This window comes from Bacillus sp. 0209A (genome assembly GCF_036765095.1).
In the GTDB taxonomy this organism is placed as follows: domain Bacteria; phylum Bacillota; class Bacilli; order Bacillales; family Bacillaceae; genus Bacillus; species Bacillus subtilis_G.
On the sequence record NZ_JBAIZV010000003.1, the window covers coordinates 79,258 to 94,259 of the forward strand.

The 15,002-nt window shown below is 40.8% G+C and carries 14 protein-coding genes and 1 other RNA gene; 6 read left to right on the forward strand and 9 right to left on the reverse strand.

What is annotated here, in order from left to right; genetic code table 11:
* Nucleotides 1–61 precede the first annotated feature (61 nt).
* The gene (locus V6D44_RS10925; RefSeq protein ID WP_087993877.1) at nt 62–844 is read right to left on the reverse strand and encodes a VLRF1 family aeRF1-type release factor; all 783 of its coding nucleotides are present in this window, start codon (nt 842–844) and stop codon (nt 62–64) included.
* Nucleotides 845–1,014: 170 nt separating this feature from the next.
* On the opposite strand from V6D44_RS10925, the gene V6D44_RS10930 reads away from it, so the two are divergent.
* The 5 genes from V6D44_RS10930 to desR all read left to right on the forward strand — a co-directional run bounded on the left by V6D44_RS10930 (nt 1,015) and on the right by desR (nt 5,626).
* A complete protein-coding gene (locus tag V6D44_RS10930) occupies nt 1,015–1,512 on the forward strand; it encodes a hypothetical protein (RefSeq protein WP_087993878.1) in 498 nt (165 codons plus the stop codon).
* A 63-nt stretch (nt 1,513–1,575) separates the two neighbouring features.
* On the forward strand, nt 1,576–2,553 hold the full coding sequence (locus V6D44_RS10935; RefSeq protein WP_333516508.1) for a S66 family peptidase: 978 nt from the start codon (nt 1,576–1,578) through the stop codon (nt 2,551–2,553).
* Between the two features lie 164 nt (nt 2,554–2,717).
* Entirely contained in the window at nt 2,718–3,773 is a 1,056-nt protein-coding gene (gene desE, locus V6D44_RS10940) for a fatty acid desaturase DesE (RefSeq protein WP_087993833.1), read from the forward strand.
* A 121-nt stretch (nt 3,774–3,894) separates the two neighbouring features.
* Nucleotides 3,895–5,007 carry a sensor histidine kinase gene (locus tag V6D44_RS10945; protein WP_087993834.1) on the forward strand — a complete coding sequence of 371 codons (1,113 nt, stop codon included), beginning with the start codon at nt 3,895–3,897 and terminating at the stop codon, nt 5,005–5,007.
* Between the two features lie 19 nt (nt 5,008–5,026).
* Nucleotides 5,027–5,626 carry a two-component system response regulator DesR gene (gene desR / locus V6D44_RS10950; RefSeq protein ID WP_087993835.1) on the forward strand — a complete coding sequence of 200 codons (600 nt, stop codon included), beginning with the start codon at nt 5,027–5,029 and terminating at the stop codon, nt 5,624–5,626.
* A gap of 33 nt (nt 5,627–5,659) precedes the next feature.
* On the opposite strand, the gene V6D44_RS10955 is transcribed toward desR, so the two are convergent.
* The 8 genes from V6D44_RS10955 to V6D44_RS10990 all read right to left on the reverse strand — a co-directional run bounded on the left by V6D44_RS10955 (nt 5,660) and on the right by V6D44_RS10990 (nt 13,262).
* Nucleotides 5,660–7,249: a solute:sodium symporter family transporter gene (locus V6D44_RS10955; RefSeq protein WP_087993836.1), complete on the reverse strand. Its 1,590-nt coding sequence runs from the start codon at nt 7,247–7,249 to the stop codon at nt 5,660–5,662.
* 182 nt (nt 7,250–7,431) lie between these two features.
* Entirely contained in the window at nt 7,432–8,295 is an 864-nt protein-coding gene (locus V6D44_RS10960; protein WP_087993837.1) for a LysM peptidoglycan-binding and 3D domain-containing protein, read from the reverse strand.
* Between the two features lie 247 nt (nt 8,296–8,542).
* Entirely contained in the window at nt 8,543–10,318 is a 1,776-nt protein-coding gene (gene recQ, locus V6D44_RS10965; protein WP_087993838.1) for a DNA helicase RecQ, read from the reverse strand.
* Nucleotides 10,319–10,459: 141 nt separating this feature from the next.
* Nucleotides 10,460–10,646: non-coding RNA, 6S RNA (ssrS, locus tag V6D44_RS10970), on the reverse strand.
* 229 nt (nt 10,647–10,875) lie between these two features.
* On the reverse strand, nt 10,876–11,502 hold the full coding sequence (gene azoJ / locus V6D44_RS10975) for an FMN-dependent NADH-azoreductase AzoJ (RefSeq protein WP_148961599.1): 627 nt from the start codon (nt 11,500–11,502) through the stop codon (nt 10,876–10,878).
* 150 nt (nt 11,503–11,652) lie between these two features.
* A complete protein-coding gene (locus tag V6D44_RS10980; protein ID WP_087993840.1) occupies nt 11,653–12,144 on the reverse strand; it encodes a TraR/DksA family transcriptional regulator in 492 nt (163 codons plus the stop codon).
* 218 nt (nt 12,145–12,362) lie between these two features.
* Complete coding sequence (locus V6D44_RS10985) at nt 12,363–12,707, reverse strand: PH domain-containing protein (RefSeq protein WP_003220141.1); 345 nt, start codon at nt 12,705–12,707, stop codon at nt 12,363–12,365.
* Between the two features lie 351 nt (nt 12,708–13,058).
* The gene (locus tag V6D44_RS10990) at nt 13,059–13,262 is read right to left on the reverse strand and encodes a DUF6501 family protein (RefSeq protein WP_003241656.1); all 204 of its coding nucleotides are present in this window, start codon (nt 13,260–13,262) and stop codon (nt 13,059–13,061) included.
* A 230-nt stretch (nt 13,263–13,492) separates the two neighbouring features.
* Here V6D44_RS10990 and dhaS point away from each other — a divergent pair, with 230 nt between their 5' ends.
* Complete coding sequence (gene dhaS, locus V6D44_RS10995) at nt 13,493–14,980, forward strand: aldehyde dehydrogenase DhaS (RefSeq protein WP_087993842.1); 1,488 nt, start codon at nt 13,493–13,495, stop codon at nt 14,978–14,980.
* Nucleotides 14,981–15,002 lie beyond the last annotated feature (22 nt).

Sequence of the window (15,002 nt, forward strand, 5' to 3'; positions counted from 1 at the left end):
CTTCGTCAGAAATTAGACACACTTCAAAGGCCGGCGGCTTGTAGCCCCGGCCCTGTTCGGTTCACGCCTCTTTGATTAAATGCTCAATGGCCTTATGTTCATTTTCATTCAGAAGGTTCTTTTGAATTTTCGAATGAATCGGTTTATTCATATGCTGATCCAAAATATCCGCTGTTTCTTTATCACCGGCGATGACCATTCGTTCCCATCTTTTCGCGGCCGCTTTTTGATCAAGGTTGGCAGCCAGCCGCTTATACAGTCTTGTCTGGTTCTCTGTTACATGTTCCCTCATTCGGTCCTCTTCAAACGGTACCGCTTTTTTTGCAGAGGAATGGCGATTCTCCCACGACTCATTGATGATATCATACTCATAATGCTCAACCGCCTCAATTTCACCTAATACTGTTTCAATAATTTTCACTTCATGCTGCTGAGTTAAAATAAACGCCGTACTTGGGTACGTTTGGCGTAACCCTTTTAGCTGGTCCAGAACAGCTGTTTCTTCCCAGTAAAATCTTGTTTCTACAGGGATTTGAAGCTTAATTGGTTCCCATATACCGCTATCGGAAACAAAAAACACGAGACTGCGGGGCATGTCTTTACCCATTTCATTGAGGTGTTGCTCAATTTTCGTTCTGATACCTTGCAGACACTTCTCTTCCTCTGGATCACTTGCTGCCAAATACTCTTTTAATCGGCCGAATCCTGACTTTAGGGCAATCTTCCATTCTCCCCCCTGCTGCTCTGGATCTCTCATGTCTGTATTAAGATATAGGGAGAGAATTTTATCGGGCGGTTCCAATTGGACATACTTTAATTTCTTAATCAATGAATCAATCGCCATTCCGATTCCTCCTTTTTCACAGGTTAGTTTTCTTTTTCCTCTCTTAAAAACGATCAAACCTTACTTTGCGCTAATTTCTAGTAATATTCGTTTTATTATTTACAATGCTCCTTTCATCTAATACAATTGGTAACTGTGTTTCTAAGCTGATTTCTGAAAGGAGTTTGATCTTGTTTACTGTTAAAGAAAAAAATCGCGAAGAACTTGAAGAAGAACTGAATGATTTAGAATTTCAAATTTACCGCATGCAGGAGAATATGAAGGATCTATCTAAAGATGCCAAAGTGCTTGGTATTGATCAATCGAAACATGAAGAGTGGTTGATTGTTTCCTCGATTGATGATGGCCAAACATGCAAAATTATGCTTACTGATTGTAAAACGGCTTACAGAGGAAAAGGCAATTTTTCACTTGTAGCGTCTTACAAGGATGATGCCATTCATATCGGGGACATAAAAGGCCCTCCGAATCACGGGTTTGGTTCCATTTGCATGAAATATTTAAAAGATATCGCCAGAGACCACAATATTCCGAAAGTCACAGGCGACATTGCCAAGCGTGATTGGAATCATGTAGACCGGCTGATTCATTTTTATGAAAAACATCAATTCCAAGTATGCGTCGATCATGATACACAATCAGGCAGCATTAAGTGGGTCGATTTGTAAAGAAGTCTGGAAGAATGAGCCAAGATATGCTGTAATGGTATAAAACCATTAATGGAGGGTGCTATGATCGCCGCAAAGTTGAAAAAGGGAGACGAAATCCGGATCGTGTCTCCCGCGACCAGCATGTCTAAATTATCAAATGAAGCAAAAATTCAAGCAAAAACCACATTAGAACGCTTAGGTTATCGAGTAACCATCGCTGAACACGCAAATGAATGTAACGAATTTGATTCATCCTCTATCGAATCAAGAGTTCATGATCTGCACGCTGCCTTTTTCGATCCAGGTGTCAAAGCGATTTTAACAACACTTGGAGGTTTCAATTCAAATCAGCTGCTGCGCTATCTTGATTTCGAAAAAATCAAACAGCATCCAAAAATTCTGTGCGGCTATTCCGATATAACGGCCCTCGGCAACGCCATTTATCAAAAAACGGGTCTTGTTACGTATTCAGGTCCCCATTTTTCAACATTCGCAATGAAAAAAGGACTCGAATATACAAAAGAGTATTTTCTTTCTTGCTGCGCTTCGGACGACCCGTTTCAGATTCATCCTTCGAGCGAATGGAGCGATGACCGCTGGTATTTGGATCAAGAAAACAGGCACTTTTATCCTCATAACGGCCCTGTTGTGATTCAAGAGGGTTATGCGGAAGGCACTTTGATTGGCGGAAACCTATGCACGCTTAATTTGCTGCAGGGAACGGAGTATTTTCCAGAAACAGAAAATACGATTTTATTGATAGAAGATGATTATATGTCAGACATCCACATGTTTGACCGCGATCTGCAATCACTCATCCACCTCCCCGCTTTTTCTCATGTGAAAGCGATTTTAATCGGCAGATTTCAAAAAGCATCAAATGTATCAATAGAGCAGGTAACAGCCATGATTAAAACAAAAAAAGAATTATCCGGCCTCCCAATCATCGCAAATATAAATGCCGGACACACCTCACCAATTGCCACGTTTCCTATAGGGGGAACATGCAGGGTTGAAGCTGTTGCGGGTACATCACGAATATGGATCGACAAACATTAATCAGCTTGTAAATTTTTTTACAAGCTTTTTTAGTGCAAACAGTTATGCAAGCCGCACGAGGAGCCATGACAAATGTCATATATGATGCATGATGTGTGCTACTACAAAACCCTTCTCTGATTAGCGTATACTTAACCGAGACACACAATGAGAGGATACTTACTATGACTGAACAAACCATTGCACATAAACAAAAACAGCTGACAAAGCAAGTCGCTGCTTTTGCTAAACCCGAAACAAAAAACAGCCTGATTCAGCTTTTGAACACGTTTATCCCTTTCTTCGGACTGTGGTTTCTTGCTTATTTCAGCCTCAATGTCTCCTATCTCCTTACGATAGCATTAACAGTAATTGCCGCAGGATTTTTGACGAGAATTTTTATCATATTCCATGACTGCTGCCATCAATCATTTTTCAAACAAAAGCGCTTTAACCATATTCTCGGTTTTGTGACCGGTGTCCTGACTTTATTTCCTTATCTTCAATGGCAGCATAGCCATTCGATTCATCATGCGACAAGCAGCAATCTGGATAAACGCGGGACAGGAGACATCTGGATGTTAACAGTAAACGAATATAAAGCTGCATCTACACGAACAAAGCTTGCATATAGGCTTTATAGAAATCCGTTTATCATGTTTATTCTCGGACCGATTTATGTTTTTCTGATTACTAACCGTTTTAACAAAAAAGGCGCAAGACGTAAAGAACGTGTAAACACATATCTTACGAATGTGGCAATTGTAGCGTTGGCTGCTGCTTGCTGTCTGATCTTTGGCTGGCAATCGTTTTTACTGGTGCAGGGCCCTATTTTTCTGATTTCAGGTTCAATCGGGGTTTGGCTGTTTTATGTGCAGCATACCTTTGAAGATTCTTATTTTGAAGCAGATGAAAACTGGAGCTATGTCCAGGCAGCTGTGGAAGGCAGTTCATTTTATCAACTCCCGAAACTGCTTCAATGGCTCACAGGCAATATCGGGTACCACCATGTTCACCATTTGAGTCCAAAGGTGCCTAACTATAAGCTTGAAGTTGCTCATAAACATCACGAACCATTGAAAAACGTACCGACAATTACCTTAAAAACAAGTCTGCAGTCACTTGGATTCCGCCTTTGGGATGAAGATAAAAAACAATTTGTATCATTTCGGGATATCAAACATATCCCTTCCAGCCCTCCGCCTGATTCAACAGAAAAACAGAAACTGCGGAACGCCTGATGATGAAGGAGGTCTTCTCTTATACACAAGAAGGCTTCCTTTTTATTGTTCAAGGGTGCATTCTGGCTTTCGCAATGATAAAGTTACATATAAGATGAAAAGCTGAAAATGAGGGAATATCATGATTAAAAAACATTTTACATTTCAAAAACTAAGCGGGATTACGCCTTATATATGGACGATATTTTTCATCCTTCCCTTCTACTTTATATGGCAATCATCATCTACATTTGTTATCATCATCGGCATCATTTTGACGCTTTTATTTTTTTCGATATATAGATTTGCTTTTGTCTCAAAAGGCTGGGCCATTTATTTGTGGGCGTTTTTATTAATCGGCATTTCAACAGCCTCCATTACGCTGTTCAGTTATATTTATTTTGCTTTTTTTATCGCTTATTTTATTGGAAACATAAAAGAACGTGTCCCTTTTCATATTTTATATTACGTCCATTTAATAAGCGCTGCCGTCGCAGCCAATTTCAGCCTCGTATTAAAAAAAGAATTCTTTCTGACTCAAATTCCTTTTGTCGTCATTACCCTCATCAGCGCGATTTTATTGCCGTTCAGTATTAGAAGCCGCAAAGAACGCGAACGACTCGAAGAAAAACTCGAGAATGCAAATGAACGGATTGCTGACCTGGTGAAATTAGAAGAGCGGCAGCGAATTGCCCGTGACCTCCACGATACACTTGGGCAAAAGCTTTCTCTAATCGGTTTAAAAAGCGACTTGGCGAGAAAATTGATATACAAAGACCCTGAACAAGCAACACGTGAACTAAAAAGCGTTCAGCAAACTGCGAGAACTTCTTTAAATGAAGTCAGAAAAATCGTATCTTCCATGAAAGGCATCCGGCTAAAGGATGAAATCATAAACATCAAACAAATTCTTGAAGCAGCCGGCATTACGTTTATCTACGAGGAAGATCAATTGCCGGATAATATCTCATTGCTTAATGAAAACATATTAAGCATGTGCTTAAAGGAAGCTGTCACTAATGTCGTCAAACACAGTCAGGCTAAGACCTGCCGAGTCGACATTCAACAGCTCTGGAAGGAAGTTGTCATTACAGTGACTGACGATGGAACGTTTCAAGGTGAAGAGAAGTACTTTTCAAAAGGACATGGCCTGCTTGGCATGAGAGAACGGCTTGAATTTGCAAACGGGAGCCTACACATTGATACAAAAAACGGCACCAAGCTTACCATGTCAATTCCTAATAACTCAAAATAAACAAAAAAGGATGGCTTACATGATTAGTATATTTATTGCGGAAGATCAGCAAATGCTCTTGGGCGCTTTAGGATCACTTCTGAATTTAGAAGACGATATGGAAGTTGTCGGCAAAGGTACAAACGGTCAAGATGCTGTTGATTTTGTCAAAAAACATCAGCCTGATGTATGCATTATGGACATTGAAATGCCCGGAAAAACGGGGCTTGAAGCTGCTGAGGAGTTAAAGGACACAGGCTGTAACATTATTATCCTAACCACTTTTACCAGACCCGGCTACTTTCAGAGAGCCATTAAAGCCGGCGTTAAGGGCTATTTGTTAAAAGACAGTCCGAGCGAAGAGCTCGCGAGCGCCATCCGAAGCGTCATGAACGGAAAACGCATCTATGCACCTGAGCTGATGGAGGACATATACAGCGAGGCTAACCCTCTTACAGACAGAGAAAAAGAAGTGCTCGAACTTGTGGCTGACGGTAAAAACACAAAAGAAATCGCTCAGGAACTCAGCATCAAAAGCGGGACGGTGCGAAATTATATCTCAATGATTCTAGACAAACTTGAAGTGAAAAACCGAATAGAAGCCATTACCCGGTCAAAGGAAAAAGGCTGGTTTAAATAAAAAGGATCTTGGCAGGTGCCAAGATCCTTTTTGCTAACCCGCAATTCCCCATGGTGAAAACACAAGGTACGTCGCCGCAACTAAAATCAGAATGATACAGGACGCCAGCTTTACGTGCTTCCAAGGTGTTATATCCACTTGCGGGTTGTGATCGAGCTTATAGTCCGTTTCCCTGGGATACAGCTTTCCTGTCAGAAGCATCACAGCCACTGAAAATGGAAAGAGTACGGCAAGGATGTATAGAAAATGAATGTGCCCTAAATAGATTTTTGATAAGCCATATAAAACAATATGGGCTGGTATTGCTATTTTCACAGCTAAAGCCGGCACTTTTTTTGTAAAGAAGCCAATGACGATCGCTGCTAATATCGGAACATTAAAAAATCCGAACATCTCTTGAAGATAGTTGTACAGCCCTGATGGCGCATATAAAATAAAGGGTGCGATGACAATCGATACCAGCCCGAGAACCGCGACAAAAATCCGCCCTGTTTTGACCAGCTCAGCTTCATTTGCATGAGGCTTAAAGACCGGTTTGTATATGTCCAGAGTAAACAACGTAATGGTACTGTTCAGAGAGCCGTTAAACGAGCTTAAAATCGCTCCGAATAAAATAGCGGCGAATACACCGGTAAGCGATGCCGGCAATAAATCGACGATCAGCCGGGGATATACACTGTCAGCATTTTTAATGCCGCCTCCATATAAATGAAAGGCAATCACTCCGGGGACGACTAAATAAAACACACCAATAAGTTTAAAGAAACCTGCTAAAAGAGCGCCCTTTTGTCCTTCAGCTAGATTTTTCGCTCCTAATGTCCGCTGAACAATCGCTTGGTTAACAGCCCAATAAAAGAGATTATTCACTAATAGTCCTGTTAAAATCGTCGGCCACGGCACATCTGCCGAATTGCTGATATCAATTGAATTGAGTTTGTCTGTATGTAAAGCCGTCAGCTGTGCAACTCCGCCCCCAAAGCTGCCTTGTCCGACTGCAAGAACTCCTAATATCACAATAAAAAAACCGCCTAAAATTAATCCGATTCCGTATATGGCATCTGCTGATGCAGCAGCTTTCAATCCGCCAAAAAAGATATAACAGCAGCTCGTTACGCCAATGATTAAGGATATCAGCAAAACAGCCATAAATGTGCTGATGCCAAATGTATCTGTAATGCGGAAGACTTGATTTAACACGAGAGCGCCTGAATACAGTACTGTCGGCAGGAATGAAACAGCGTAGCCGATGATAAGCAGCACCGAAACGATCTGTCTTGTTCTTTGATCAAACCGCTTCTCTAGAAAATCAGGTATGGTAGTAATTCCTGTTTTTAAATAACGAGGCAAAAAGACAAGCGCCAGAAAAATTAACGCAAGCGGCGCACTCGCTTCCCATGACATCGCTGTCATAGACCCTGCATAGCTTTGTCCATTTAACCCAACCATCTGCTCTGTTGATAAATTGGTTAACAGCAGCGAGCTTCCGATATATAACGCAGTCAGACTTCTTCCTCCGAGAAAATATCCATCGGACGATTGCAAGTTAACCTCCTTTGTTCTCCGCCATGAAAATAGAAATATCCCGATATTGATAACCAGAAAAGATACAATAATCCAAAGCAACAGTCAGCAACTCCTTCTGCAAAATAGTTAGATGATAGGGACATATACCATCTACCCATTTTTCACACGCGAAAAACATCAGGACCGCTTTTCTTTTATCAGCATAAGATAGAAACATCTTTACACAGAACGAAAAAAAGACACAAGCCAAAAGCTCGCGTCTTTTATCACAATCTATATGATTAGTTTAAGATTTTTACACTTACAGTTTTGACGCCCCAATTGGATGCATCACTTTTATTTGGTACAAATACATCGATTTTGTTACCTTTAATAGCGCCGCCAGTATCTCCTGCTGTTGCTTCACCGTAGCCTTCAACATAGACTTTAGAACCTAGAGGAATCACATTAGGATCAACCGCGATAACTTTCGCGTTCGGGTTCTTATTTAAGTCAATGCCTGTTGCTGTAACGCCGGAAATGCCGCCGTCGTTAGCAGTGTAAGCAGTAGCAGTAACTGTTAGTTCTTTTGAAGCTTCTTGATGATTTGTATTTGATTGAACAGCCTTTTCTTCTGTAGGAACAGAAGTTTCTGCTGCAGCCTTTGTTTCTTGTTTTGGTTGTTGTTGAACTGTTTCTTGTTTAGGTTGCTCTTTTTGCACAGCTTCTTGTTTTGTTTGAGTTTGAGGTGCGCTTGTTTGCGTATTCTCAGTAACTGCGTTTGCTGCTGTTGCCTGACCTTTTACTGAAAGTGTTGATCCAGCATAGATCATGTCAGAGCTTAGGTTATTCCAAACTTTCAGGTTGTTGACTGTCGTTCCGAATTGTTGAGCAATCTTTGTCAGCGTGTCTCCCGCTTTAATTGTATATTGCCCAGTAGTGGTTGTTTCTTCTGAAGAAATGGTCAGTTTTTCTCCTGTAATGATTTTATCAGAAGTTAACTTGTTCCATTCTTTTAAGTCCTTTAGGTTCACTCCGTTTTTCTGAGAGATTCCCCAGAGCGTATCACCCTTTTGCACCGTGATTTCTTTTGCAGAAGCGTGAGCTCCGAATGCAGTTGATGAAAGTGCAGCAACTGCTACAAAGGACATAATCGTCTTCTTCATAAGTAAATCCTCCCTTGTTAGCTTTTTATTGGCGGCTAACAGGTGCTATCGTAACACACGTAAATGTCAAATCAATAACAAAAAGATATGATTTAGATTACAGTTCCTTTACATGAAGGATTTCTCTCGGCTGGAAAGACTTGCTGAACCCCTGATATAATAGGCTTCGCAAGTCTTTTTAATCTGAGGCAAAATAGAGAAAATAAAATGAGTTTTTTATATAAAAAAAGATTGATTTTCTGTTTTTTTAGTCTGTCACCCTTGCATAAGCTTGTATTTCTTGTAAAAAAAGCCGGCCGTATTTTGCTCTTTTTTGTTCTCCGACTCCTTTTATAGACAAAAGTTCCTCGTCATTTACGGGCTGTTTGCCCGACATTTCTTTTAACGTTTGGTCAGAGAAAACAACAAAAGGCGGAACACCCTGCTCTGCCGCAATATCTTTGCGAACCATGCGCAGACGCTCAAACAGCTCATCATTTTCAGTAATCGCTGCCGCTTTTAATGCTTCTTTTCTTGTGACTGATAATTCCCCTCTCAGTACATTCCTTCCTTTACTGCTGACTAAAAGAGTCGGAAACGTTCCGTCTGACATCCTAATGAAATCGTCAGAAATAAGAAATTCGATAAAGTCACTGATTTCCCCTACTGATTGGTGTTTTAATATCCCGTATGTTGAGAGATCGGTAAAGCCGTTTTCAAGAACTTTTTTATTTCTAGATCCGGCCAGCACCTGTGCAACCATCGTCTTGCCAAACCGTTCTTTCATGCGAATGATACACGATAAGACCATTTGCGCCTCTCGTGTCACGTCATGGGCCGTTCTAGTATCAGTACAGTTTCCGCACTGTCCACACGCATCAGGCTCCTTTTCTCCAAAATACATAAGGATAAAACGCTGCAGACAATCTTCCGTGTGACAATAGTCGACCATTTGTCTCAGCTTTTTCAAATCCTGCTTTTGTTTCTCTTCATGCTCTGATTGTTCTATTAAAAAACGCTGTACCATAATATCCTGCGGTGAAAACAGGAGAACACATTCACTTTCAAGACCGTCCCGCCCAGCTCGTCCAGCCTCTTGATAATAGCTTTCCATATCTTTCGGAATTTGGGCATGCAGCACAAATCTAATATTGGATTTATCAATGCCCATTCCAAAAGCAGAGGTTGCCACCATAACCTGCAGCTCATCATTAAGAAATCTTTCCTGCTGCTCTTTTCTCACATCGTCAGCCAAGCCCCCGTGATACCGCCCTGCACTGATCTGATTTCGTTTCAGTTTCTCATAAATCCGATCAGCTTCTTTTCTGGTCGCTGTATAGACAATGCCTGCTTCATGTTTGTTGTTTTGCACATATTCATCAATAAAACGATCTTTATTTTCTCCTTTTGCTACTTTAAACGTTAAATTGTCTCGAGAAAATCCGGTATATACCGTATGATCTTTTTGAATATGCAGCTGTTTGCAGATATCCTCATGAACTTCGGGTGTGGCCGTTGCTGTTAATGCTATGATGACAGGTTTGTCATGTAATTCTCGGAATAATATTTCAATATTTCTGTAGCTTGGCCTGAAATCGTGTCCCCATTGAGAAATACAGTGAGCCTCATCTATTGCGACTAAAGGAACATCAATGCCCTGCAAAATCCGAATAAACTCTGTAGATGTTAATCGCTCCGGTGTAATGTAAAAAAGCTTATAAGCCCCTTCTTTGAGCCCGTTCAGCCTCTCATATATTTCCTGATTAGATTGTGTGCTGTTAATGTAGGCAGCATTAATTCCCGCTTCTTCTAACGCATCGACTTGATCCTTCATCAAGGAAATCAACGGCGAAATGACGATCGTTGTCCCTTCAAACATCAGGGCCGGAATTTGATAGCAAATCGATTTGCCTCCTCCCGTCGGCATAATGCAGGCCGTGTTTTGCCTCGCTTCCGTCACCGAGCGGATCGCTTCCTCTTGGCCGCTGCGAAGCTTTTCATAGCCAAAATAATGGGCCAGAAGGGATTGGGCTCTATGTAACATAACGTGTAAACCTCGCTTTTTCTTGAATTTCTCCCATCATATCATAAAAAAGTGCTCTTCATTTTTTTCAAACAGAAACTGAATTTTCACGATATCAAGCTTTTTTAGATAAAATAAAAAGCCATTTCCAAAAAGGAAATGGCTTTCGCTACGTCTTGCCGTATGCAAGTAAGAAAGTTTTAAACCACCACTCCTCAAAGTGGGTGTTTGCAGAAGCGTTCCTGTCGTCCTCTACAATGGAGGCGTGACATTCCGGCTTCGATATAAAACTCCCTATTACAGCTTAAAGGTTAAAACTTAATTAACAATACGCACAAAGTAGCTTCTTTTATATAGTACACCATCAGCTGATTTTTATCAAGGGGCCAGAACAATTGTTCAGAAAAACTTTTTCCAGCGATTAAAACTGCTTTTTCGCTATTATATATGACAATTTGACAAAGACAAAATATATTACAATAAAAAAACAGCCTTTTTCGCTAAGAGGAATGATCACTTTCTTCTATATAATGTGTAAACAAAAAACTCCTATCACAACGATAGGAGTTTTGGCATAATTAGAATTTTGCAGCAAGATCTTTTGCTTCTTGTAAACCTTTTTCAACGATTTCTTGTGCTTGATCAGGCGCTGCGTTATGTCCTTCGATGACAACTGTGTGCAAGTCTTGAACACCCCAGAAACCAAGAACTGTTTTCATGAAGTTTAATGACATTTCAAGTGCAGCCATTGGTCCTTCAGAATAAACACCGCCGCGCGCGTTAAGAAGCGCAACTTTTTTGCCGCCCATTAAACCAACTGGCCCTTCTTGTGTGTATTTGAATGTAACGCCTGCACGAGACAGGTAATCAACATAAGTATGAAGCACTGCCGGCACTGTGAAGTTCCAAAGTGGGAATGCGAAAACAACTTTGTCAGCTTTTACAAACTGATTCAGATATTTGTCAGCAATTGCTGCTTGTTTTTTCTCTTCTTCTGTCATTTCCATTCCTTGACCTGCTTTAAATGTTCCGTTAATCATATCTCTTCCAAGGTAAGGAAGGTTTTCTTTATGAAGATCTAATTCAACCACTTCATCCGCAGGGTTGTTTTCTTTATAAGCAGCTAAGAAAGCTTCGTAAAGTTTAGTTGAAACGCCTTCTTCAGCTGTACGGTCGCTTGTTTTTACAAATAATACTGTAGACATTTGTATTCCTCCCGGTAAACTTTTTATATTTACTTACTAATAGTATGTTACTTTCTTTTTCACTAGAAGTCAAACACTTTATTTTAAATATGAGATTTCTCCCCAAAAAAAAGCAAGTACATCTACTATCGGTGTACTTGCTTGCCATTTTCACTTCGAATCTTGTTCCCGATCCAAAATTTCATACGTCTGAGAGCTTTTTTGATCAACTGTTTCTTCATTGGATAGATCTTTTATCTGTTCGTGAAACTCTCTTTCAAATGACGGAGCATCTGTCTCCAAATCATCCTCCGCATCAGCTTGAGCTTCAACTGTCATTCTTGCATAGGGAACAGCTTCAAGCCTTTCATAAGGAATGTCTTGGCCAGTTTTTTCACATACTCCGTACGTTCCGTCTTTCATTTTTTGTAACGCATGGTTGACCTCTTCCAACAGCTCCCGGTCAATTTCTCTCACCGTTTGGTCTGTCATCCGATCTGTGACGAGCGTGCCGTGATCTCCCATATGGTTGTCAATTCCATTGGAAAGCTCCCCCACTTCTTCCGTCATTGATTTTGTTTCCTTTTTTTCGCCAGACATTTCTTTTTGCATATCGAGCAATTTATGGTAGAGATGCTGTGTTTGTTCTTTTGTCAGTGCCATGTGTATCCTCTCCTTTCTATCCTGATTCCCGTTTTGCCGCCTGTCAAACATGGGAACTTTGATAGAAAGTTGAGCTGCTGCTTTTTTGAACAAATCGTAATCGCAGGCGGTAATGATATTTCAGGTATTCTCTTTTTGCGGTACACAGTATGTGCACTCTGCTCTGTTTTTATATAAAAAAAGCCTAACCATTTTTGAACGGCTGGCTCATCAAATATTCAGCTGCACAAGTGCTTTGTCAGCACCGCTTGAACTTCGCTTAAATCGGTGTCTTTTGCAAATTCTAATTCAAAGGTTTTGCTTCTTGTCATCAACAATAATCCAGTGTCGGGATCAAACATGCCCGCTTCTTGGATCGCAAAGCTTTCAATTGTTTTATATGGGAGAAATACACGAACCTTCTTTTTAGAAAACATCTTATTGTCAAAGAAAATGATCCGTTTATTTGTAAAGCAAATTTGATCAACTCGGAGCTTATAAATCGATTCTATTCTTTCCCCTTCAACAAGCAAAGCTTCAAGCTTCTTTGCGTCTGTTGATCTGCTAACAGAAAAAATACCCAATGAAGAACCCCTCTTTCTGCATTTATCTAATTGTTTTAACATTCATTACATAAAAATAAGTCCTTTATCCCTATATAAGAATACGACATAGAAGACATTTAAACCATTACGAACAGATTACATTTTTCAAATTTTTGATTTGTTTTCCGTCTTTTAAGCTGTTGCATCAAGTAATACGCACGTACAAAGAAAAAAGTTTCAATATTCAGCAGTATTTTTTGAAAAATTGGTTTTTTACGTTTTCTTGAATTTTGTTTTATTTTTCCTGTTTTAACCATAAAAAAAAACCGCAGCCAAACTGCGGTTTTATATTTCATTAAATTTTCTGCTCATATTTTTAGGATTCAGGCATTAAACCTCTTCGAAGTATTCTTTATAATAGCCGCCGACTTTATTCGTATTGTCGATCACAAACAGAAACTCCTCTGTTTCATTTTTCACTTCATATTCTTTTCCCGGAGTTAAAACGCGGTTCACGATATATTTTTTTGCGTTTGTCTGCACACATTTCACCTTTTTGATTGTTTCTTTTTCAAGCCAATTGTTATGAATCATAAATGAAATCTCCTTTACTGATCTATAAGCTTATTGTAGCTTTTTTCTTTTATAAATTGCAATATCGGTTATTCATTGATTTTGACTTGTTTTCTATTATAGAATGTTTGTATACGCTTACTCTTACAGCAAATGTCATATCTTCTTTCTGCTATTGAATCAAGGAATCCATGTGCTATCACCAAGAATCTCAAAACAGACCATAAAAAATGACTGGAGGTTTGTTACGAATGAGTTCTTTAACGATGCAAGTGACGAAAAGGCTGGAGACATTTTTACAGGGAACAAAGAAGCTTTATATTGACGGAAAGTTTGTTCCGAGTGCCTCAGGGGCAACCTTTGACACTCCCAACCCGGCGACCGGCGAAACCTTGATGACGCTGTATGAAGCCCAGGCTGCGGATGTAGACAAAGCGGTTAAAGCTGCCCGCAAAGCCTTTGACCAAGGCGAATGGAGAACCATGTCTCCAGCTTCAAGAAGCAGACTGATGTATAAGCTGGCAGACTTAATGGAAGAACATAAAACTGAGCTTGCTCAGCTTGAAACGCTTGATAACGGGAAACCGATAAATGAAACGACGAATGGAGATATTCCGCTGGCTATTGAGCATATGCGCTATTACGCCGGCTGGTGTACAAAAATAACAGGACAGACGATCCCGGTTTCCGGCGCCTATTTTAATTATACGCGCCATGATCCTGTCGGCGTCGTCGGCCAGATCATTCCATGGAATTTCCCGCTCCTGATGGCGATGTGGAAAATGGGTGCGGCTCTTGCGACAGGCTGTACAATCGTGCTCAAACCGGCTGAACAGACACCGCTTTCAGCTCTTTATTTGGCAGAATTAATTGACAAAGCCGGCTTCCCGGACGGTGTCATTAATATCATTCCGGGATTCGGTGAAGATGCGGGAGAAACGCTGACGAACCATGAGGCGGTTGATAAAATTGCCTTTACCGGTTCCACTGAAATCGGAAAGAAAATTATGGCCACCGCTGCGAAAAGCATTAAGCGGGTTACATTGGAGCTGGGCGGAAAATCACCTAATATTCTTCTGCCGGATGCCAATTTGAAAAAAGCCATCCCAGGCGCTTTAAACGGTGTGATGTTTAACCAAGGCCAAGTCTGCTGTGCGGGGTCGCGTGTGTTCATTCATAAAGACCAATATGATGAAGTTATTGATGAGATGGTGTCCTATGCTGAATCACTCCGCCAAGGAGCGGGACTTCATAAGGATACACAAATCGGGCCTCTCGTGAGCAAGGAACAGCACGAACGGGTTCTTTCCTACATTCAAAAAGGAAAAGACGAAGGAGCAAAAGCAGTGACTGGCGGAAGCTGTCCTTTTGAAGAAGGGTATTTTGTCGCACCGACAGTGTTTGCGAATGTTGAAGACGAGATGACGATCGCAAAAGAAGAAATTTTCGGACCGGTGCTGACTGCGATTCCGTATGAAACAGTCGATGAAGTCATTGACCGAGCGAATCATTCAGAATATGGACTTGCGGCCGGACTGTGGACAGAGAATGTCAAGCATGCCCACTATATCGCGGACCGTCTTCAAGCGGGAACCGTCTGGGTGAACTGCTATAATGTGTTTGACGCGGCGTCTCCGTTTGGCGGTTATAAACAGTCAGGGCTCGGACGAGAAATGGGATCATATGCCTTAGATAACTACACAGAAGTCAAAAGCGTATGGATTAATCTCGAAGACTAACATGCATGTCAAAAAAACTGCT